The sequence below is a fragment of the Brevibacillus brevis genome (genome assembly GCF_001039275.2).
GTDB lineage: Bacteria > Bacillota > Bacilli > Brevibacillales > Brevibacillaceae > Brevibacillus > Brevibacillus brevis_C.
This window is the reverse complement of record NZ_CP030117.1, coordinates 1,655,321-1,675,467: the sequence shown is the minus strand read 5'-3', so window position 1 is coordinate 1,675,467 and position 20,147 is coordinate 1,655,321. Positions and strand designations below refer to the sequence as shown.

At 48.4% G+C, this 20,147-nt stretch carries 20 protein-coding genes and 1 other annotated feature; of the genes, 4 read left to right on the top strand and 16 right to left on the bottom strand.

Annotated features, from left to right (window positions below; translation table 11 throughout):
* Nucleotides 1-53: 53 nt before the first annotated feature.
* Nucleotides 54-289 (bottom strand) — a binding site (T-box leader).
* 25 nt (nucleotides 290-314) lie between these two features.
* The 3 genes from ytxC to AB432_RS08545 all read right to left on the bottom strand — a co-directional run bounded on the left by ytxC (nucleotide 315) and on the right by AB432_RS08545 (nucleotide 2,893).
* Nucleotides 315-1,235, bottom strand: a complete 921-nt coding sequence (gene ytxC / locus AB432_RS08555; RefSeq protein ID WP_048031918.1) for a putative sporulation protein YtxC — start codon at nucleotides 1,233-1,235, stop codon at nucleotides 315-317.
* Nucleotides 1,236-1,415: 180 nt separating this feature from the next.
* Nucleotides 1,416-2,522 (bottom strand): cyclic dehypoxanthinyl futalosine synthase, encoded by a 1,107-nt coding sequence (mqnC, locus tag AB432_RS08550; protein ID WP_048031917.1) that lies wholly within the window; start codon nucleotides 2,520-2,522, stop codon nucleotides 1,416-1,418.
* A 146-nt stretch (nucleotides 2,523-2,668) separates the two neighbouring features.
* Nucleotides 2,669-2,893, bottom strand: a complete 225-nt coding sequence (locus AB432_RS08545; protein WP_007728577.1) for a hypothetical protein — start codon at nucleotides 2,891-2,893, stop codon at nucleotides 2,669-2,671.
* 260 nt (nucleotides 2,894-3,153) lie between these two features.
* Between AB432_RS08545 and AB432_RS08540 the strand changes: the two genes are divergently transcribed.
* Nucleotides 3,154-3,720, top strand: coding sequence for a YqaA family protein (locus AB432_RS08540; protein WP_048031916.1), 567 nt, complete (start codon nucleotides 3,154-3,156; stop codon nucleotides 3,718-3,720).
* Between the two features lie 52 nt (nucleotides 3,721-3,772).
* Here the strand turns inward: AB432_RS08540 and AB432_RS08535 are convergent, their stop codons facing one another.
* The 3 genes from AB432_RS08535 to AB432_RS08525 are packed head-to-tail and all read right to left on the bottom strand — an operon-like array spanning nucleotide 3,773 to nucleotide 7,565.
* Nucleotides 3,773-5,584: an acyl-CoA dehydrogenase family protein gene (locus AB432_RS08535; RefSeq protein WP_048031915.1), complete on the bottom strand. Its 1,812-nt coding sequence runs from the start codon at nucleotides 5,582-5,584 to the stop codon at nucleotides 3,773-3,775.
* Nucleotides 5,581-7,152, bottom strand: a complete 1,572-nt coding sequence (locus tag AB432_RS08530) for a class I adenylate-forming enzyme family protein (protein ID WP_048031914.1) — start codon at nucleotides 7,150-7,152, stop codon at nucleotides 5,581-5,583. Before AB432_RS08530 ends, AB432_RS08535 begins: the two co-directional genes overlap by 4 nt.
* Nucleotides 7,149-7,565 (bottom strand): MerR family transcriptional regulator, encoded by a 417-nt coding sequence (locus AB432_RS08525; RefSeq protein WP_007728588.1) that lies wholly within the window; start codon nucleotides 7,563-7,565, stop codon nucleotides 7,149-7,151. The genes AB432_RS08530 and AB432_RS08525 overlap by 4 nt, the downstream gene beginning before the upstream one ends.
* A 168-nt stretch (nucleotides 7,566-7,733) precedes the next feature.
* Between AB432_RS08525 and AB432_RS08520 the strand changes: the two genes are divergently transcribed.
* The 3 genes from AB432_RS08520 to AB432_RS08510 all read left to right on the top strand — a co-directional run bounded on the left by AB432_RS08520 (nucleotide 7,734) and on the right by AB432_RS08510 (nucleotide 9,084).
* Nucleotides 7,734-8,156 carry a cell wall hydrolase gene (locus tag AB432_RS08520; protein ID WP_048031913.1) on the top strand — a complete coding sequence of 141 codons (423 nt, stop codon included), beginning with the start codon at nucleotides 7,734-7,736 and terminating at the stop codon, nucleotides 8,154-8,156.
* 32 nt (nucleotides 8,157-8,188) lie between these two features.
* A complete protein-coding gene (gerQ, locus tag AB432_RS08515; protein WP_048031912.1) occupies nucleotides 8,189-8,641 on the top strand; it encodes a spore coat protein GerQ in 453 nt (150 codons plus the stop codon).
* A 125-nt stretch (nucleotides 8,642-8,766) separates the two neighbouring features.
* On the top strand, nucleotides 8,767-9,084 hold the full coding sequence (locus AB432_RS08510) for a hypothetical protein (RefSeq protein WP_048031911.1): 318 nt from the start codon (nucleotides 8,767-8,769) through the stop codon (nucleotides 9,082-9,084).
* Here AB432_RS08510 and AB432_RS08505 read toward each other — a convergent pair.
* From AB432_RS08505 to AB432_RS08465, 10 genes are all read right to left on the bottom strand, one after another.
* Nucleotides 9,081-10,223: a DUF2087 domain-containing protein gene (locus tag AB432_RS08505; RefSeq protein ID WP_048031910.1), complete on the bottom strand. Its 1,143-nt coding sequence runs from the start codon at nucleotides 10,221-10,223 to the stop codon at nucleotides 9,081-9,083. The genes AB432_RS08510 and AB432_RS08505 overlap by 4 nt on opposite strands.
* Before the next feature lie 116 nt (nucleotides 10,224-10,339).
* The gene (locus AB432_RS08500; protein WP_048031909.1) at nucleotides 10,340-10,816 is read right to left on the bottom strand and encodes a PilZ domain-containing protein; all 477 of its coding nucleotides are present in this window, start codon (nucleotides 10,814-10,816) and stop codon (nucleotides 10,340-10,342) included.
* Nucleotides 10,817-10,893: 77 nt separating this feature from the next.
* Nucleotides 10,894-11,067, bottom strand: coding sequence for a hypothetical protein (locus tag AB432_RS30680; protein ID WP_007728597.1), 174 nt, complete (start codon nucleotides 11,065-11,067; stop codon nucleotides 10,894-10,896).
* Nucleotides 11,068-11,157: 90 nt separating this feature from the next.
* The gene (locus AB432_RS08495; RefSeq protein ID WP_048031908.1) at nucleotides 11,158-12,408 is read right to left on the bottom strand and encodes a GNAT family N-acetyltransferase; all 1,251 of its coding nucleotides are present in this window, start codon (nucleotides 12,406-12,408) and stop codon (nucleotides 11,158-11,160) included.
* A 147-nt stretch (nucleotides 12,409-12,555) separates the two neighbouring features.
* On the bottom strand, nucleotides 12,556-13,992 hold the full coding sequence (locus tag AB432_RS08490) for an MDR family MFS transporter (protein ID WP_048031907.1): 1,437 nt from the start codon (nucleotides 13,990-13,992) through the stop codon (nucleotides 12,556-12,558).
* 155 nt (nucleotides 13,993-14,147) lie between these two features.
* The gene (locus AB432_RS08485; RefSeq protein WP_048035736.1) at nucleotides 14,148-14,777 is read right to left on the bottom strand and encodes an NUDIX hydrolase; all 630 of its coding nucleotides are present in this window, start codon (nucleotides 14,775-14,777) and stop codon (nucleotides 14,148-14,150) included.
* Between the two features lie 132 nt (nucleotides 14,778-14,909).
* A complete protein-coding gene (locus AB432_RS08480) occupies nucleotides 14,910-16,484 on the bottom strand; it encodes a glutathione ABC transporter substrate-binding protein (RefSeq protein WP_048031906.1) in 1,575 nt (524 codons plus the stop codon).
* Nucleotides 16,485-16,605: 121 nt separating this feature from the next.
* Nucleotides 16,606-16,800 carry a hypothetical protein gene (locus AB432_RS08475; protein WP_048031905.1) on the bottom strand — a complete coding sequence of 65 codons (195 nt, stop codon included), beginning with the start codon at nucleotides 16,798-16,800 and terminating at the stop codon, nucleotides 16,606-16,608.
* Nucleotides 16,801-17,314: 514 nt separating this feature from the next.
* Entirely contained in the window at nucleotides 17,315-18,535 is a 1,221-nt protein-coding gene (locus AB432_RS08470) for an amidohydrolase family protein (RefSeq protein ID WP_048031904.1), read from the bottom strand.
* Nucleotides 18,536-18,570: 35 nt separating this feature from the next.
* Nucleotides 18,571-20,142 carry a glutathione ABC transporter substrate-binding protein gene (locus AB432_RS08465; RefSeq protein WP_048031903.1) on the bottom strand — a complete coding sequence of 524 codons (1,572 nt, stop codon included), beginning with the start codon at nucleotides 20,140-20,142 and terminating at the stop codon, nucleotides 18,571-18,573.
* Nucleotides 20,143-20,147 lie beyond the last annotated feature (5 nt).

Below are 20,147 nucleotides of genomic sequence, written 5' to 3'. Positions count from 1 at the left end.
TCTTCCTTCCTGTATCTTGTTTTGTTGAGAAAATAAAAAAACACTCATCCCCAAAAAGGGACGAGTGTGTTCTCGCGGTACCACCCTACTTCAAGTCTGTTCACAAAAACAGACTCCTCATTCCATGTAACGGTATTTAACCGGCATACCGATAGTAAAAGCCTACGCTTCGTTCCCGGCAGCTACTCGAAGGTGGTAGATCAATAACAGTTCGCAGCGAGCTTCCAGCCTGTGGCCCGCCTCTCTAGAGCGCCCTTACTATTGTCCTTGTCCTTCTCATCGTATTTATAAGCGATGTAAAGTTGTTGTTGCTATTATAGTTTAGAGGGATTATTCCCGTCAAGTACGCGTCGCTCGGATAGGCAAAGCGAACAAGAGTGGCAAGTAACGAGCCGACTGTCAAAAATACTGCGGATCGTCTGTGCAAGCCCAGGCTTTTCCGAAGCCATATGGAGCACGATACTCTCAGGAGCCAGTGTAACCAAAGCACTGACCAAATAATCCTCGTCCCTGCATTTTTGTTCGTCCATGTTCAGAACGGTATCCAACTGTTCAAGCCAAAGTCGATCCCCTTTTTTATCATAAAGATGGAAAGGTTTGTCCACACTAGGAACGACATGAACGACTTCCTGCTTCGTTTCCTGTACAGCAATGAAATACCGCAACAGCTCGACGAACTCTTGGTATTGCTTGTCTTCCAGATATTCATCAATGCCAGTTTCCACGAGTTCGAACAGCTCGTTCCAATGCTCCTGCAATCGAAACCGGACGAAGCCCAAGACGTTGATCGTTCGCTCTCCCTCCAGATAGGTGAAAACGTTGCGATATACGTTTGCCTTGCGAGTTGTAGCTGTTAGCAGGTCCCTGCCATCTAGCTCGACTTCTTGGCACATGCGTTGAATATAAGGAAAAATCTCTGCCCACTCGGTTTCCATCTGTTCGGCAGCAAGTAAGTCAGCGGCCATTTCTTCCATAATTTTCGGTTCTTTCACCTGAATGACCCATTCGGCTAATGTAAGAGCAACGAAGGCTCTCGCCCACTCGATGGTCTGCGCGTCATACTCAGTCTCACACCAGCTTTGAAAGTAGAACAAGAGGTATCCATTCTCTTCTTGCTCCCTGTATGTAATGCGCACCGGTGCAGTGTTGACCCGCTCCGTCATCTCATTTACGATAGCCCGATACGTGTCACAATGCTCAGGGACATTCTCCAGCAATACGCGAAACGTCTGCATAACCATCCCCCCAACCGCCATTGTAGTTACAGTATATGTCCCGTCAGGAGCGATATACTTTTAAACGGTTGGAAACTCAGGGAAGGTTGCAGGTAAAAAGTTCCTGATTCAAAAACCAAAAAACGCTCCCCTGCCAGTTTCCCTTTGTTAGAAGGGGGCAGAGAAGCGTCTGTAGGTTATTTAGTTTTGCATGACAAAATCACGTTCTGCCATCTCGCCGTCTTTGAAAACGCGCAGAATGTCATACTGTGTGTTGCGCTGTGCAGGAATTTTGCCTGCGCCGCGAATGAGCTCCAAAATTTGGTTCGTGTTGACCTTGTACGTACATGCCGCTGCGGAAACAACGTTTTCTTCCATCATGGTTTGACCGAAATCGTTCGCCCCATAAGAGAGAGAAAGCTGACCGTAATGCGGGCCCATCGTCACCCAGGAGGATTGGAAGTTTTCGATATTATCCAGCATGAGGCGGCTGATTGCCAGTGTTTTCAAGTACTCCTCTGGCGTGTTGTTGACTGCCTTCATGTTGGTGTTGTCCGGTTGGAAGGTCCAGACGATGAACGCTTTGAAGCCGCCTGTCTCATCTTGAGCATCACGAATGCGCAGAAGGGACAGTACGCGCTCCTCCATCTCTTCCCCAAAACCAATGACCATCGTAGCAGTGCCAGGCAAACCTGCACGGTGTGCAGCTTTTTGTGTGTCGATCCATTCTGTCCAAGAACCCTTCAAACGGGAAATCTTCCGACGTGTACGATCATCGAGGATTTCGCCGCCCGCTCCCGGCAAGGAATCGAGACCTGCTGCCTTCAGCTCTTTCAGTACTTCCTCGACAGACATGTTGGAAACTTCCGCGATTTTCATCACTTCCGCTACAGACAAAGAGTGCATCGTAATCTGCGGGAAGCGTTGCTTGATCTCACGCAAGAGGTCCGTATAATAATCCAGTTTCAGATCCGGATTGGTACCGCCTTGCATCAAGATTTCTGTACCGCCAACGTCCACGGTCTCCTGAATTTTTTGGAAAATCGTTTCTTTGGGGAGAACGTATCCTTCAGAAGAGCCCGGGCGACGGTAAAAGGCACAAAAACGGCAATACGTGTCACATACGTTCGTGTAATTGACGTTGCGACTGATGACAAAAGTCGCAATCGGTTCTGGATGATGCTTTTGCATGACCAGATTAGCGTAATGTCCGATCTTTTCGATTTCATTGCTCGCAAACAAAGCCAGACCGTCTTCGAGACCCAGTCGTTCACCTGCGAGTGCACGTTCCAATATAGAATCGATCATAAGGATCACTCCTTGTACCATACGTAAATTCCATCCCACATCATAACACAATACCGGGACATCGGCTATAGCCCGAGGTGCTGGCAGATTCGCTGCCGTACGCGAAAAAACCCTGCTAGAGACAGGGCATGGAATCGCAATGATTCTTATTGTTCTTCATATCCGATCTGTTCGTATACTTCTGGCTCCCAGTAAATCACGGTTTGCGCGAGTGGCAAATTCGTTTCGCGTGCTCCATTTGGTTGACCATTAAAATAGATGATTTCTGTTATGGATACCCGGTCACCACGAACGTCAATTTCCCCTGACAATTGCAAGTTAGTCCCGTTTGGCGCATAGAAAACGACTTTTCCCGAACCCAATGTTTTCATTGGTTCCTCCCATGATGTTTGTCCTGTTTCCCTTCATTTTAGTGGATAATCTTTCCTAGCGTCAATGAAAAACAAGGACTTCATTACCAATATCCGACCTAGGATAAGCTCATTGATCCACTTATTTTGAAACCGTCTGCGTAACTTGATTATTGTTCCGATGAAATTTGGCCCTCGACATCCAACTTCCGTTGTGGTCTTTCTTTGGACAAACTGGCATAGGATAGCTACAATAGAAAAAACCTTCTAAGGAGATGCTCATGCTCGAACATATCACACAGCTATTCATGCAGTATGGGATGTGGGGACTTGTTGCCATGGCATTTTTGGACTCATTTATTAGTCCGATTCCTCCGTTTTTTATGCAAATTGCGATGAGTCTGCTCGATCCAGACTCAGCGATTCAGTTTGCGACAGTAGCCTTTACTGCTTCCGTCCTCGGCGCCCCTATCGGATTTTTCTTGGGAAGATGGCTGGGAAAACCACTTTTGCACAAGATTCTCCCTGAAAAATGGGTTATTGTAGCGACGGAAAAATTCGCAAAAAACGGGGATGCTGCCGTACTAATCGGAGCTTTTACCCCCATTCCTTTCAAGGTTTTCACTGTGCTCTCTGGCGTATTCAATTACTCGCTGACCAAACTCATGTTTTATGCGATCATCGGGCGGGGATTGAAGTTTTATTTGATTGGCACCTTGTTTTATTTATACGGAAAACACGCAAAGGTTCTGATCGATGAATACTTTGAGATCACGCTGCTGGCGGTCGCAACAGTGGTTGCTGCGATCTGGTTTATTTGGAGTATGCGCCGCAAGCGGTATGCGTAAAAATCAAAAGCGCCCAAGCCACCTCAACAAGTGGTCTAAAGGCGCTTTTTGATTATCGGGTCGGAACAATAGTGGACTGTTTGGCCCACTCTTCTACGCTGACAAATTGATACTCCACCAGTTGAGTGAAGAACTGAACATCCAGCAAAGAATCAGCTTGGACCCCCCGCTTTTCTTGTGAATGGAAATGCTTATCGGCATACAGCTTTGCCAAAATGTATTTGCGCGCATTTCCCTTTCGTGTCACCTGATCCTCGGCCTCACTGACGATGCAAGTTAAGGTGTACAAATCTACCATATGGTCTGCGAGCGTTTTTAATTTGTACGTTACATAATCGTGGGTCTGCTGCATGAGATAGGCGATATTTTCCTCCATGATAGCCAGTTCTGTCCGAATCAACTCGGCGTGCGGCAGTGAGAAGGCATGCTTCCAGCCAGCTATGCGCTCCCGAAGCAATCTGCTAAACACCTCGTGGCTGTTTTCTTTTTGCATCACACGCAAAATATCGAGTGCGAGTATATTCGAGGTGCCTTCCCATACGGTCAAAACTTGCGCATCACGTAACAGACGCGGCGTCACGTATTCCTCGATATAACCGTTACCACCATGAATTTCTATTGCGGTATGGGTCGATTCGACAGCCTCTTCCCCTGTACGGTATTTCAGCAAAGGAATCAGCAAGCGAGCAAGCGCGTTATCCTCTTTGCTGGCGGAATGAGACTGCAAGCGATCATAAACAGCAATCATATCAAACACCGCACCCGTGCTTACCTCCGTATCCAATAAGAGGCTGACCAGCATTTCTTTTACCATCGGGTACTGATCGATTGGTTTCCCGAATGCACGACGTTGCTCCGCATAATACCTCGCTTCGTAAAAAGCTCGACGCATGATCCCAATCGAAGCAATCGCGTTGCAAATGCGAGAGAGATTCAGGGCTTCTGCCATGTACTTGAAGCCGTTCTCCGGCTCCCCGATCAAATAGCCCTCTGCCCCGTTTAACAGGATCTCCGCAGATGGTACAGCGTTGACGCCCAGCTTATCTTTCAGACGGCGGACCTGGATATGATTGCGTTCATTGTCAGGCTTTATCCAAGGCACCAAAAACAGTCCAAGCCCTTTTGTCCCCGGTTTCTCCTCATCGATTCTCGCCAATACAGTCGCAACAAATGCTCCCGCATTGCTCGCAAAAAACTTTTCTCCTGTCAATCGGTACACACCCGGCCGACCTGCTACTGGCTCTGCTACAGTCAAATTCGCACCGACATCCGAACCGCCCTGTCTCTCCGTCAGCCAAGTAGCCCCCTCATACAAGCGAGTGCGATCGCGAGAGGTCAGCCCTGTCAGGTACTGCTCCTTTTGTCCTTCGCTGCCATAGCGATCAATTAAATAAGCGGCTGACATCGACAAGGTGACAGGACAATAGAAGCCCGGTTCAGACTGACTCACGAGATAGCCCATGAAAAAGGAATAGCTGTACGGCGCTTTTCTCCCCAACTCAGGTATGTCTTGATACAAGTAGCTGACGATGCCTGCTCCGTACACTTCTGCTACGGTTTCCTTGTAACCTTCATTGGTAATGATCTCGGAAATGTCCTCGCCCAGCCGATTGTACTTGCGCAATCTCGGCTTTCCTTCTCTGTCTGTGTAAGCAGCACGTTCATCGATGGGTCCTGCCACTTGCGCACCTAGCCAGCTCAACTGCTGTCTGGCCCATTCATGCATAGAAGCAGGGAGATAACGTTCCAGTAAGTAATCGAGGTTGGGATCTGCTTTGAAAAAATTTTGCCCCTGTGGCGTACGCGGATGCGGGATATTGTCGCTGTATGCTCGCTGATCGATGCTCGTTTGCAAATCACTCATCGCAGCTCCACTTCCTTTTGGGAACTGACATCACGCAATACATGCTTCAGGACTTTTCCGCTCGTGTTCCGCGGCAGTGCAGGAACGATATTCACCTGTCGAGGGAGCTTGTAATCGGCGAGATGACCACGCAAAGAGCCTTGGATTTCCTCTAGCCACTCACGATTGGTATCGACTCCTGGCTTCAGTACCACATAAGCCGTAACCGTCTCACCCCACTCAGGATGCGGCAAACCAACAACAGCTACCTCGCCAATCGACGGATGACGCTCCAACAACTGCTCGATTTCCTGTGGGTAGACGTTTACCCCTCCCGTAATCATTACGTCTTTTTTGCGATCAATCATCCACAGAAACCCATCCTCATCTACGCGTGCCATATCGCCAGTGTACACCCACCCATCGCGTATGGTCTCTGCTGTCGCCTCTGGATTGTTGTAATATCCTTTCATTGTCCCTTCTCCGCGCAAGCGAATTTCACCCGCTTCGCCACTGGCACATCGCTCTCCTCGCTCGTTTACAACCTCCATTTCGACGAACAATACACCACGATTGCCTAGACTGCCGATTTTATCCGGATGCTCGCGGTGCAAGAGGCACATTCCAGTCGGCCCTGCCTCCGTCAAGCCGTAGACGCACGCCAGTTTATCGCGTCCATATGCTTCTTCCATAACCGAAGCCATCTCTTTGGACAGCGGAGCCCCGCCATACATCCAATGTTCGATGGAAGACAAATCGTACGCCGCAAACTCGGGATGCTTCATCGTCAGCAAATACGCCACTGGCGCTCCGAAGAAATGCGTAATCCGATGCTGCTGCACCAAATCCAAAAGAAGCTGCGGCGAGAAGGTCAAGGCCATTACCTGAGTGGCGCCAAGCATGAGCCCTGCGATGAAAAAGAGATGGAGGGGAGCCGAATGACTCAGCGGCATCAAATGTAAAATTCGTGAATGATGTGTCATCGTCAGTTCAATCGACATCATTTTCGCGACCGTCAATAAGTTTCTATGTGTATAAAGCACCCCTTTAGGGCGTCCAGTCGTACCAGAAGTATACAGGATGCTGACCTCGCTATCTTCGTTCATGTTCGCCAAATACGGCTGTGAAGAAAGCGCATTCATTTTATCAAAAGACACGTTATTGGCATCCCAGTCAGCGATTCCAAACCAATTCCCTTGGCTCGGACCTGTTTTGATTGCCACAAGCTGTGGCGTTTGAAGGACCCACTCATTCACGATAGGCACGAGGGCATCATGAACAAGAAGTGCCTTTGCTCCGGCATGTTCACATATATGTCGTACTTCTTCTTGAGTTGAGCGTGCATTAATCGGTACAACGAGGGCACCACTGCGAATGATGGCGACGTAAAAAATGGCAAACTCCGGGCAATTGGGCATCAGCATGACAACCCGATCCCCTTGCTCGATGCCAAGCTCTTGCAAATGGCAAGCCCACTGAGTAGAGCGTGTGTCCCACTGGGAAAAGCTGACCTCTACATCTCCTGCAATCAGCGCGGACTTGTCCGGATATTTCCTTCCGTTTACTGCGAGCAGAGCTGATACGTTCATCGTTTCTCCTCCTCATTTTCTTCAAGCAATTTTTGTTCAAAGTTTTGCTTGTAGACGAGAATGTCTTCTCTCAGTTGTCGGAGTTCCATGATTTTCTCGTCGATCTCAGCCAGCTTTTGGTTGCCGTACTCAATCGTTCGCATAAGCTGCGCACGACCTGTACGATCCTCGTCGAACAGCTCAATCATCTCGCGAATCTGATCCAACGAAAATCCGAAGCGCTTCCCTCGCAGAATGAGTCGCAGCCGGGCACGATCCTTGCGGTTATAATGCCTGCTTCCCTTCTCTGTTCGACTGGGGAAAATCAAACCGAGCTCTTCGTAGTACCGAATCGTTCTGGTGCTGACATCTAATTGTTGAGCAAGATCAGAGATGGTCCACGATTCTTCCTTCTGTATTCCTTCTCTGCTCATGTCCAGCGCCCCTTACTTACATTTATAAAATTCGAAATTTACCGAATAAAGCGATTGTAACTGCCGTTTACGTAAACGTCAACTTGATGAAAAATTTATCGGGCCAATCACCAATCTATTATTCGCCCATATATTGTTATTGTGATTTTTGTGGAAGGAGGTGAAGCAATGGCCGTCATCAAAGCGAACTCCAGTGATGTAGATATGCTTGCCAGACTGATTCGGGCCGAGGCTGAGGGTGAAGGTGAGTTGGGCATGTTGATGGTTGGCAACGTTGGAGTAAATCGGATTTTAGGTAACTGCCTTGACTTCAAAAACATTCGCAGCATGCGTGACATGGTCTATCAATCTCCGGGAGGATTCGAAGCGGTCCAGAAGCCGTATTTCTATCAACGGGCCAGGGAAAAAGACAGAAGACTGGCACAGCGGGCAGTCAATGGAGAGAAAACCCGCCCTGCGAGCAACGCATTGTGGTTCTACCGTCCTGCTGGAAACTGCCCTCCTACCTGGTGGGATCAGCAAAACTCCGGTCGCTATAAGGCACACTGCTTCTTCGTTCCAACACCAGCAGATTGTCCACGCGTCTATTAAAAGAATTAGATAGATAAAGGAGCGAGTTCATCATGAGTCAACAAATGCCTTACACTGGTTACCCTCAACAACAATACGGTTACGACATGTACCCATCCGCACAGTATCCATACGGCATGCCTCAGCAACAGCAGCAGATGATTCAGCAGCAGCAACCTCAACTAGTTCCGATGCAGCCAAGCGGAGCCTTGATTCCTGGAATGCCCATTACTCCTGGGCAAGTGCTGGAAGAATCGTACATCGAAAACATCCTTCGGTTGAATCGAGGCAAGGTCATTACGGTGTACCAAACATTTGAAAACAACAGCCAATGGAACGCCAAAATTTTTCGTGGCGTCCTCGAAACGGCTGGCCGCGACCACATTATTATCAGCGATCCGCAAACCGGCAAGCGCTATTTGCTCCTCATGGTCAACACCGATTACATCACTGCGGACGAAGAGTTGAATTACGTCCCGCCTCAGCTTCCAACAGGAGTTCGGTAAGCAACCAAGCACAAAAAGACAGTTTCCGTCGGCTATGCCCGGGGAGAACTGTCTTTTTGACGTTTCTACCATTCCATGCTATTAATGAGTGAGAAACACGACTGCTTTGCAAAGGATGAGGAAGAGTGGCATTTGGGATTACACGAGACGAACTGAACCGTTGGAAGCAAGCCGTTAGTCGAGGCGAATTGGCATTTCTCACCCACTATTGGCTGGACCCCCGGTTTCCCGGAATCAAAACCGTTACAAAAGTAGGCTGTGCCAATTATTCGCTACTGACAGACTGGTGCCTAGCCAACGGACTCGATCCTGTCTACATTCATAACCGCGCACCCTTCCCACATTTTGATTTACTGGGCGAAAAACAAATCCAGGTCTTGCAAAAGGAAGGCCTGTGGGATCACTTGGAGCGCTTCCGCATGCTGGATGATAGACGAGACTAGGATGGATCTTTTTGCACGTGATAGCCTCGATCACCATATGGCGCCAGCTTTTTCATCCATTTATCTTCGAGCTTTTCCAGGGCATCCTTCCCATCAAAATACGGATGGTCTTTCTTCTCCACCTTTTCTAGAACTTCGATTTCAAAAGCGTCCGGACCGTATTTATCCCAGTCTTTTTGCAGCTCACGATTAGGATGTGAACCATGCTGAAGCATGAACTTTCTGCCGTTGATCGTTTTTAGGTTATTCGTGCTGGCGATGAACACTTTTTCATTTTGCTTGTTCTTAATTTGATACACGCCTGCATCGGTTTCTACTTCCTTGTACATCTGCTTGAGCTCTTGTTTGCGATTCATCTGTTGCGGCCCCCGTTCCTCTCCTTCATTTTCCACTGCGATCCGCCAATATTGACTGCCATCCGCCTGTCTATCCATCAGACCAACATCGACTAAATATCTCCGCAAGGTCACATAATCGTCGTAGAGACCTTCCAAAATCTCATTCACTTCTCGCTCAGTGTAGAAACGGTCGAGCTCAAATTTTTTGGAAATCTCTTCGAGGAGGATCAGTTTATGCTTTTGCTTACGCGGGAAACGCTCCAATCGACCTGATAGTCCATTCGGCAAGAGCCTCTTTACGATCGCGGCATACTCTGCGGCATCGCCATCTTTCGAGGTATTCTTTTGCTTGCTTGATTTGGCATCGTTGGACGATTGATTTTTATCCGCTTCATGTAATAACTCCATCATGACCAGGAACACCTTGGCCTGACGTTCTTTTTCCTTGAGTGCAAAGCGGTGGTTACGGATCGTCGATGCACTGCCGATCCCCATTTCATTTTGAACCTCGGCGTCTGTCTTGCCCTGATAAAAGAGGCGAAGCAAATTCACCTGATGATCAGACAAGCCCGTCAATCGTTTATCCAACTGGCTCAGGTGAGTAAAGACAGAACCGTGCGCTGCCTCGATATGATGGCGCATAAACCGGGACGCTTCGTACAGGACACCATCCACTGGATAAATAATTCCTTTCTCCACCTGTTCCCCACAGAGCAAACACATAAAATGTTCACCTTGTTCGATGTAACCTTGCTTCCACTCTTGAAGGGAAGCGCTCCAAAATGCTTCATGAAGACTCATATATAAACACAACCTTTATTCGTTTAATTTATTATAGATAACTTATCATTACGTTTGTTTTGTGTCAAACAAAAAAGCCCCCTGTTGTCTATTCGCACAACAGAAAGCCTTTTTGTTTATGCTTCACTGGCTCGCATCGCAAGACTTGCTTGAGCCAACTCTTTTAAAAATGCCAGGCGGTCACCTTTATAGAAACGTCCTTCTGTTGCTGTCCGCTTCTGCCGATAGCGGATCGCCAATCGGTTTACCATGCGATTAATCTCCAGATGTTGTTCCTCTTCCATCGTAAACCGTACAGCGTATTCGTAATAGTCCGTTTCCCACGGAATCGTGCGGACTACATGGCCGTACATTTTCAGAGCCTGTCCGCACAATTCCGTCGCAAACTGCAGAACGAGCTGATCATTTGCCGGCATTTTGAGATGAGAAAGAAAACGAAGTCCACCTGCCCCGATATCCTCGATCAATACCTGCGTGCTCCCAATCTCCATGGTTTTCCCTTTGATCAGCACAATAGTCATGTCTGCACAGAGGGCGTATTCTAGACGTAAGCGAAAAAATTCACGTTGATGCCCCTCTGATCTACCTGGCATTTTCTTCTCCTTCTTTCTCTTCTCATAGTGGGTAAGACGCAAAAGAAAGAGCGCCTGTCACCTTGGCGCCTTTCTTTTTATTTTTTGGGCTTTCGGTATTTGATCTCCTGCTCTTTCACCTGAAAGCGATTCCATAATTCTCTCTCATCATGTGTGATGGAATCATGCTTTTCCAGCCGGAAGAGGAGTCTAACGACCACCCAAACAATCAAAAGAAACGCAAAAAAGATAACCAGTGTAAGAAAGATCATAAAACCTGCCTCCTCCCATTTACTAACAACATATGGGAGGAAGCATCATAAGATAACCAAATGTGTCAAAAACGTGACAATCCTCCTTTTCTAGAAGGTTGTCACACTTCGCGGCTTCTCGGAAACAGCAAACAGTCTATCCAAAATGGGTAGCTTTTCTGGGGCATCCAGTTCCAACTGGCCGTATTGATGCAGCTTTCGGGCAGTTACTACCCCCATCACGAGCGAAGAAAAATCCGAAATATCTAGCTGCACCGTAACGTCAGGCTCTACTGCCTCTCCTAATTCCGGACGTCCATCGACAAACTTGATGAGCCATGTTCCTTCATTCTCAGGCAGGAACGAATCGCGGATCGTCAGCTTTACATTTACCGTTTCCGAACCAAAACGGTGGTGGGAGAGCTGACGGAAAAATCCAGGCACATCAATGATCCGATACATCAGACCGACTCCGGATACATGGCTCTCATGATAAATGCTCCACAAGATCGAATCCGTTCCATTGCCCGGATCAGATAGCAACAAGTGAAAATCTTCGTCCGGCGTCGTAAACTCGATCCGTTGAATCTGATCGGCCTGGCTGCGCAGGAAAGAGAGCAGTTGTGCAAGTGCTTCGCGGCTCTCATACAGAAGCTCTCTTATTTCTATGTTGTTGAAGAGTTTGTTTTTTTCATGGGCGCTCTGAAACTGAAAAGCGAGATAGCCGCCTAGTCTCCCTTCCTTTTGGTAGCCGACGGTAATCATTTCGGGACTATCGAGGATTCTGTCCCACTCTCGATCTGTTCGCTTGATCATGCCATGTGTTTGACGGGCGATACGATGATAGCACGCAGACAGTTCTTCTTTGTCCTCTTTTCCTATATAAACGATTTTATCCTTACCTACAAACGGCAGGCTGGACGGCTTGAACTTGTATTGATGAACCTTAGTCCCTATTCCAAACCCCATTTGCTTGTAAAAATCAACACGAAACGGATAGAGAGAGACCAACGAGATTCCCCGCTCCCGATAGCTGGAAAGAAAACCTTGCAGCATCGACATGGCCACTTTTTCCTTTTTATGCAAAAGGTCCACGGCGACCAACCCAATCCCGCCAGTCAAAAGCGGTGTACCGTGAACATTCATGGGAAAATCGTACCATTTCATAATCCCGACCAGTCGTCCATCACGGTAGCATCCGTGGTAGCTGACGTGCGGGTCGTTTTCGATCGTCTCCCTTACGCGTTCGGCAAATCGCTGCCTGCTCTCTGCACCCAGTAGATTGCTTCCAGGGTAACTCATCGCTGCAATCCTAACGACCTCATCGATATCGTCAATTGAAACCGGTCGAATCTCCTCCATCGTCTCATGCACTCCTGTCCGCAAGAATTTGGGCATCTAGGAAAATAGTAACGATGAATGTAGCAACTGGCAATATGAAGTTTGTATTTTTTGGAAAACTGTAACCAATTATTGAAAAAACGCCCGCACTCGGCGGACGTCTTCGAATTAGTGTGTCTGTTTGACTCGGCTTCCTTTTGCGATCACAAGCGCCAGAACAAAGCTGCCTATCGCAAGCACTAAGGTACCTGTGAAGACCACATGAACACCGCTAGCCAATAAGTCTCGGATCTGTGCCAGCTGTGCCACTGGAATCGATCCGTGTTCAAACGAGGCCCCTAAATTCGCATGACCACTTGCTACAGTCACCATGTTGAACAACATTCCGAATACGGCTGCCCCGAAGGTTTGGCTAAATGTACCCGTGAACGTATTGAGGGCAACCGCTGTCCCCCTCTTGTCGACTGCAACGGATGATTGAATTTTTACCATGATGATCGGAGAAATGAGTCCCATTCCCAAACCAATTAAGCCTACAGCCACATAAATGAGATATCCCGCTGACTGAGCGGACAAGAAGCTCAACAATGTTGTCGCTACCGTCAGAACAGCTGTCCCTGCGATAAACAATTGTTCAGCTCGCAGCTTGCCTAACAAGTTCCCGGCAAGGATAGAGCCGATCGTCCAGCAAACTGGCATCGGCGTCAGGACAAAGCCAGCCATTGTCGCACTTTCTCCCAAGACTCCCTGGCTCCAGATCGGCAAGTACACCACCATGCTGATTACAATTCCATTGGTCAAGAGTGTCAGCAGATTGGTCATGGCCACGTTTCGATTGGTAAAAAGCGAAAGCGGAATTAGTGGCTCAGGTGATTTCTTTTCCACCGATACAAACACCAGATAGGTCACCAAAGCAAATACGATCAAGGAAATCGTCACTGGACTGGCCCAGGATTGATTCTGACTACCTGTTAGTAAGGCATACAACAAGGCGATGGTCCCGACCGAAAAAATAAGCGCTCCCGGATAATCGATATGGCGCTTTTCTTTGACGGCAAGCTTTTCCTTGTACAAAAAGACGAGCATGAAAAACGATACGAGGCCAAAAGGCAAATTAAGAAAAAAGATATAACGCCACGTCAGTGTATCGACCAAAAATCCTCCGACCAGCGGACCTGCCACACCGGAAAGTCCCCATACAGCGCTAATCCAGCCCTGCGCTTTCGCTCGGGCAGTCTGCTCGGTGTACAAATCTCCGATAATGGTCATCGTAATCGGCATGACTGAACCTGCACCCAAGCCTTGAATGGCACGGAATACAATGAGCTGCCACATCGACGTCGCCACTCCACAGAGCGTGGAACCTAACAAAAAGATGCCGATCCCGATTAATAAAACGTTCTTTCGGCCAAATAAATCAGCCAGCTTGCCGTAAATGGGAGCAGATACGGCAGTGGCAAGCATGTAGATGGCGTATACCCAGCTCACCTGTTCAAAACCTGCCAAATCACTCGTAATACGTGGTACGGCTGTACTCACAATCGTTCCTTCCATCGCAGCAAGGAATGTCGAGAGCATTAGGGCAATCATAATCTGTAATCTCATCTCGATCTCCTCTCTCTAACTACGCATGATCGCGAGCAGCGAAAAAGCATTGTCTAGTATACCACATTAGGGAACATGTTTTCGCCAATCTTTCTCAACCAACGAAAAACCTCGTCTTGTCGATGACAAGCGAGGCATTGTTTTTCCGATCAGGGTTATCGATTGGCTGCGCGTAGCTTCACTGCTGCAAACACCTGCTGGTAATAATGCACCTCATGTGGAACAAAGTCAGCTTTGTCCGTGATCATCGCTGTATCTTTTTGCTCGCCATTTTCCGTTAGCAAAAATCCATTCACCGTCATCTGCTCGATCTGGCCCGCAAACAACCGCTCTAGCTCATGCAGACTGACCCAAAATAGCCCCGTGACTTCTTCTTCCTGTACTCGGTACTCGTGTAAGGGTTGATCGCATTCGTACAAAAATATATGGCACATTTCCTTATCCATGATGGAGGGGGCAACCATTACATCACGAAAGACGCCTACCTTATCCAATTCCTCAAAGCTCACGGACAAGCCCAGCTCCTCCTCCAACTCCCGAACGCCGTCACATGGCTGTTCCGAAGCGAGAAGATGACCGGCAGAGGTAATGTCGAGCAAGTTCGGACAAGTATCCTTTTGTGGATGTCTTTTTTGGAACAACAATTCGATCTGGTCATCTACTACGCGATAAATCCAGCAGTGAAAGGTTTGGTGCCACAGCCCCAAGCGGTGTACTTCGCTACGCGCTTCTACCCCGATGTGCTGTCCTGCTTCGTCAAAAATGTCTAGCTGCTCTTCCTGCATGTTTTCCACCCCATGACTTGTCTCTTGCGCATTTCTTTTCCCCAAGTTAGATTCCCGGTCCAGAGCGTAAATTCCTCTCTATTGACGTGACGAAAGAAGGGACAGCGACAAACGCCATCCCTTCTATCACCATTAGTTGATCGATACTTCATCCAGCATCAAGTAGCCAACAGGGCTCAGCCAGAAGCCATTTACATTCTTGGATGTAACTGCCACATGGTCAATCGTGCGGATTGGAAGAATCGGTACTTCCTTTAACTCGATTTCTTGCAGCTTTGCGTAAATTTCATTGCGTTTTTGCGCATCTTTTTCGCGACGACCTTCTTCAATCAGCTTGTCTACCTCTGGATTGTTGTAGAACGCCATGTTACCTGCGCTGCCTTTCGAAGTGCTGTGGAAGACGTTGTACTGGTTGTAGTCGCCATCCCCTGTTGCATTGCCCCAGCCCCCGATGAACATCGCATGCTCACCATTGTCTGTGTGCTCCAGATACGCACCGTATTCCATTACTTTGATCTCCAAATCAATGCCGATGCCTTTCAACTGTGACTGGATGACTTCTGCTACGTTCATGCGCTCTTTACGGTCGTCTGTCACGATGGACGTCTTGAAGCCGTTCGGGTAACCTGCCTCTGCAAGCAGTGCTTTTGCTGCATTGACGTCATACGAGTAATCCTGGAGATTCGGGTTATAGCCGATTACTTTTGGCGACATCGAGGAAACAGCTTGTGTTCCCACATTGTTGTATACCCCTTGCACAATGGCTTGTTTTTCGATAGCATGTGCGACAGCTTGACGTACGCGTACATCATCAAATGGCTTCTTCTGCACGTTAAAGCCGATATAATCCACACCCAAGCCTTCTGCACGTACCATGTTCATGCCAGGAGATGCCTGTGCGCGCTCTACTTCTGTCACAGGAAGCTGATCGCCGATGTGCGCTTCGCCTGCTTCGATCATCGCTACACGTGTCGTATCTTCTGGAACGACCTTATACACTACTTCATCTACCTTTGGTTTTTCACCCCAGTAGGTATCATTTTTCGAAAGTTTCATATCTTGACCCGGTGCCCACGCTGTAAATTTGAAAGGTCCGGTTCCCACAGGCTGCTTCGCCAATGTATCGGAATGCTCGGCGATTGCTTTCGGGCTGATAATGCTTCCTTCCGAGCTAGCCAAGATGGAGAGCAGCGGTGCAAAAGGATACTCCAGCACGAAATGTACAGTCTTGTCATCCACGATCTTGATTTCTTTGATCATAGAGAAGTTAGATGCACGCGGTGATGCAACCTTTGGATCGCGTACACGTTCGAACGTCTTTTTCACAGCGTCTGCTGTAAAGGGTGTACCATCATGGAACGTAACGCCCTCGCGGAGCTTAAACTCCCATGTCAGGTCGTCGAGCTGTTTCCATTCAGTAGCGAGTGTAGGCTTGTACTCGCCGTTTTTATCGCGAGAAACCAAGCTCTCATACACTTTTCCATACACATAGTTTGCCGAAGGAATATTAGAGATGAAATGCGGGTCCAAATTGTTGGCGTCTGCCTTGCGGGCTACAATCAGGGTTCCCCCTTCTTTCGGAGCTTCTGTAGCAGTTGTATTCGTCGAACTGGATTGCTCCGAGCTCGCACCACCACATCCAGTCAGCGCAACACTAACCGTCAATGTCAGAGCCAACAAGGAACCGACCATGCGCGTTTTCTTCATTTGTGTCTACCCCCTGTAGAATACCGTCGAAAATTCTGAATGTATTTCTTATTTGCATTATACGGTAGATTTTCAACCGAACCTTTCAGCATCTTTACATCAATTTATAATATTTTTACTTTTATTTAATTTCGTGCAGATGGAAAGATACTTGGATTCGTAGCTTCGGTGGAGAAGCGTGTTTCCAGTCTACGCTTCGGCCTACGCCCCGCTGGGGGTGAAGACTGTCCGCTCCGGCATGAATGACGGGAGCCGCTTCAAAAGTGGTAGCCTCGATGATGTATTCGCACGTTGAAGCTAAAAACGCTCCCGCCATTCATCCCTCCGCTTGGTCGGGCTCCAGAGGCGCTATGACTGGAAACACGCTTCTTTGACGTTGCTTGTGTCTATTTTTCGATCTATGTATGAAAAGCAACAAGAAGAAAATGTTTGAAGGTTCTTCATGATTGTTCTTCTGTAGCATTCTAATGTATGGATTTGCTATGAAAATCATTTTATAGTTAGTTACGTAATCAATTGTCGCCTTGAATCTACTTTCAAGATGTTACCAAAGCTACGCCGGAAGAAGTGCATTTCCAGTCCAAGCGCCTCTGGAGCCCATCTCAGCGTAGGAATAAATGGCGGGGAATTTAAGCTTCACTTATGAACTACCTCCTCGAAACTTCTATGTTTGAAGCGCTCCCGCCATTTATTCCGAAGCGAGCAGTCAATCCCCCTTGCGGGGCGGAGGCCGAAGCGTAGACTGGAAATGCACTTCTTCCTCCACTACAGCAACTTTTATAAACAAAAATCCGACCTCCTGAAGAAGATCGGATTACGTTTCCTACTCTTTATTGTTTCTGCCAAACCATCTTGCCCGAGAAAACCACTGCTTCCTTCGGAGATAGTCTAGCCACAGCCTCGGCGGAGCATTTGGCACGAACGAAAACCGCATTTGCCTCGTCTCCTACTTTCGGCCAAACCTGATTCCCAGCTTGGTCCAGTGGAGTCAAGCCACCTGTAACGAATCCCAGTGCACGTGATAGAGATCGCTCATCGATCCATCGGAACCGTTCAGCCAGACGGTTAGCTTTTTGCAGCATATCTCCAGTTCCAAATGGGTCCCAATGATCGGTGATGTTGTCATTGCCCAAACCAACATGGACGCCCTTGGCATGAAGCAACGGAATCGGGATGGTCGGCATATCAATGGGCACAGCTGACATGACAGCGATTTGCTGCTCGGCAAAAAGCTCCGCGACCTCTTCTGCCACAGCAGTCGGAACCTCTCCTAGCCCGTAAGCATGACTGACAGTGACTCGACCTTGCCACCCCGCATCCTTCGTCATAGCAGCCAGTTTTTTCATAATATAAACACCCAAATGTCCAGGCTCGTGCAAGTGCAAGTCAACATCCGCATTTGCTTCCACTGCTATGTCCATCATTGTATCAAGTGATTTCTCAATATCATCGTCAAACGTGGCGGGATCGACACCACCGACGAGGCCAGCTCCATGCTTCATCGCCTCGCGAACGAGGGAAACAGAATCACTTCGTAGCAAGCCATGTTGGGGAAACGCGACAATTTCCCAGGAAAGTTTTTCACGATAAGTTGCCAGTGCCTCCCATGTAGCTTCCAGGTTTTTCAGCCCAATGACCGGGTCAATGTTGCAGTGGGTTCGCACGTGAGTAGCACCGTGTGATTGCACTAACTCCAGCAGCTTTTCTGCACGCTCACGAGCGACGGGTAGTTGGCGGGGCAGCAGTTCCTGCTCTTGTTCGATTCGAAAAAAACGATTGGGAGCAGGAAGAACGGCTTGCCACGGGCCTCCATAAAATGTTTTGTCCAGATGAATGTGCATTTCCCGGAAAGAAGGAAGCATCAATAGGCCTTGTGCATCCCACGCAGATACCCCATCGGGTATATCAGAAGTAGCAGGTACGACGTTCTCCACGCGGCCGTCCGTGAGCAAGACATGAAAACACTCCGTCTTTGTTCCCGTCACGATGCCATTCGCCTCTGTATAACCACATTCCAGACTCGCATTTTTGATCCACAAGCTTTCTTTCATGCTCCGTCTCCATCCTTTTCTCTCTAAATATTGCGTTATTCAATCGTAATGCCATTGATCATCATGTACCCAGATGGGCTGATCCAGAAGCCTTTGATGTTTTTGGCGACTGCGGCGACATGCTCAAGATTGCGGATTGGGACGATTGGTGCTTCTTGCTTTTCAATCTCCAGCGCCTTTGCATAGATTTGCTTGCGCTTTTCCGTATCCTGCTCGCGGCGCCCCTCTTCGATCAGCTTGTCCACCTCTTTATTCACGTAGAACGTTGTGTTTCCGCCTTTGCCCAAAGAGCTGGAGTGGAACAGATTGTACTGGTTGTAGTCAGCGTCACCAGTGGCATTGCCCCAGCCGCTGATGAACAGCTCTGTTTCACCGTTGTCTTCTGCATCTAAATAGGCTCCATACTCTAGCACTTTTACCTCTACTTCAATGCCAATCCCCTTTAACTGGGACTGGATCACTTCCGCAGCATTAATCCGTTCCTTGCGATCGCCTGTCCACAAGGTTGTCTTGAAGCCTTCCGGATAGCCTGCTTCTTTTAACAGAGCCTTCGCCTTGTTCGGATCAAACTCGTATCCTTTTAACGCCTCATCGTATCCAAGAACCTTCTGACTCATTGCAGAGTTCGCTTTTGTTCCGACATCGTTGTACACACCTTTGATGATCGCATCGGTCTCAATCGCATAGTTGATCGCCTGGCGAACACGAGCGTCGTCAAACGGTTTTTTCTTCGTATTGAACCCGATGAAATCTGTCCCCAAGCCCTCTGTGCGGTACAAGCTCATATGAGGGGAATTACTGACGCGGTCAATTTCTGTCACCGGCAATGGTTCAGCAATATGCGCTTCTCCCGTCTCTACCATGGCTACGCGTGTCGTGTCCTCTGGTACGACTTTGAAGACAGCCTTCTTGAATTTTACCTTTTCTCCCCAGTAGTTGTCATTTTTCACGAGCACGATCTCTTGGCCAGGTGTCCACGATTCGAATACGAACGGCCCTGTACCAACGGGATGCTTGCTCAGCTCCTTGCCGTATTGCTCAATTGCTTTTGGACTAATGATGCTGCCTTCGTGATTGGCGAGGATCGATAGTAATGGAGAATACGGGTAGGCTAGCTTGAAATGAACGGTGTAATCATCCACTACCTTGACTTCCGATACCATCTTGAACTGTGACGCACGTGGAGAGGCGACCTTTTCATCGAGGACGCGTGCGAATGTTGCTTTCACCGCCTCGGCGTTAAACGGCGTACCATCGTGGAAGTTGACTCCCTGACGCAGCTTGAACTCCCAGGTGACATCGTCCAACTGCTTCCATTCCGTGGCGAGCATCGGTTTGAACGCCATGTTATCATCTCGCTGGATGAGGCCTTCGTACACTTTGTGATGGACCACACTCGCTGCATTGATCGCTGAAATAAAGTGCGGGTCTAGATTGTTTGCGTCTGACTGCCGTGCAATCACCAGCGTCTGATCTGTTGCCGGAGCTTCCTTCGCAGTCGGAGTCCCTGCCGCACCTTGCTCTGTACCTGTTGAACAGCCTGTAAGCACGAGGCCAACGCTCAGGATACCTGCCAGCATTGAACCTAGCATCTTCTGTTTTTTCATAGACT

What these genes read in the sequence shown, in the direction of transcription:
- ytxC (WP_048031918.1), bottom strand. Translation starts at nt 1,235, where the DNA reads ATGCAGACGTTTCGCGTATTGCTGGAGAATGTCCCTGAGCATTGTGAC.
- mqnC (WP_048031917.1), bottom strand. Translation starts at nt 2,522, where the DNA reads ATGATCGATTCTATATTGGAACGTGCACTCGCAGGTGAACGACTGGGT.
- AB432_RS08545 (WP_007728577.1), bottom strand. Translation starts at nt 2,893, where the DNA reads ATGAAAACATTGGGTTCGGGAAAAGTCGTTTTCTATGCGCCAAACGGG.
- AB432_RS08540 (WP_048031916.1), top strand. Translation starts at nt 3,154, where the DNA reads ATGCTCGAACATATCACACAGCTATTCATGCAGTATGGGATGTGGGGA.
- AB432_RS08535 (WP_048031915.1), bottom strand. Translation starts at nt 5,584, where the DNA reads ATGAGTGATTTGCAAACGAGCATCGATCAGCGAGCATACAGCGACAAT.
- AB432_RS08530 (WP_048031914.1), bottom strand. Translation starts at nt 7,152, where the DNA reads ATGAACGTATCAGCTCTGCTCGCAGTAAACGGAAGGAAATATCCGGAC.
- AB432_RS08525 (WP_007728588.1), bottom strand. Translation starts at nt 7,565, where the DNA reads ATGAGCAGAGAAGGAATACAGAAGGAAGAATCGTGGACCATCTCTGAT.
- AB432_RS08520 (WP_048031913.1), top strand. Translation starts at nt 7,734, where the DNA reads ATGGCCGTCATCAAAGCGAACTCCAGTGATGTAGATATGCTTGCCAGA.
- gerQ (WP_048031912.1), top strand. Translation starts at nt 8,189, where the DNA reads ATGAGTCAACAAATGCCTTACACTGGTTACCCTCAACAACAATACGGT.
- AB432_RS08505 (WP_048031910.1), bottom strand. Translation starts at nt 10,223, where the DNA reads ATGAGTCTTCATGAAGCATTTTGGAGCGCTTCCCTTCAAGAGTGGAAG.
- AB432_RS08500 (WP_048031909.1), bottom strand. Translation starts at nt 10,816, where the DNA reads ATGCCAGGTAGATCAGAGGGGCATCAACGTGAATTTTTTCGCTTACGT.
- AB432_RS30680 (WP_007728597.1), bottom strand. Translation starts at nt 11,067, where the DNA reads ATGATCTTTCTTACACTGGTTATCTTTTTTGCGTTTCTTTTGATTGTT.
- AB432_RS08495 (WP_048031908.1), bottom strand. Translation starts at nt 12,408, where the DNA reads ATGGAGGAGATTCGACCGGTTTCAATTGACGATATCGATGAGGTCGTT.
- AB432_RS08490 (WP_048031907.1), bottom strand. Translation starts at nt 13,992, where the DNA reads ATGAGATTACAGATTATGATTGCCCTAATGCTCTCGACATTCCTTGCT.
- AB432_RS08485 (WP_048035736.1), bottom strand. Translation starts at nt 14,777, where the DNA reads ATGCAGGAAGAGCAGCTAGACATTTTTGACGAAGCAGGACAGCACATC.
- AB432_RS08480 (WP_048031906.1), bottom strand. Translation starts at nt 16,484, where the DNA reads ATGAAGAAAACGCGCATGGTCGGTTCCTTGTTGGCTCTGACATTGACG.
- AB432_RS08475 (WP_048031905.1), bottom strand. Translation starts at nt 16,800, where the DNA reads ATGGCGGGAGCGTTTTTAGCTTCAACGTGCGAATACATCATCGAGGCT.
- AB432_RS08470 (WP_048031904.1), bottom strand. Translation starts at nt 18,535, where the DNA reads ATGAAAGAAAGCTTGTGGATCAAAAATGCGAGTCTGGAATGTGGTTAT.
- AB432_RS08465 (WP_048031903.1), bottom strand. Translation starts at nt 20,142, where the DNA reads ATGAAAAAACAGAAGATGCTAGGTTCAATGCTGGCAGGTATCCTGAGC.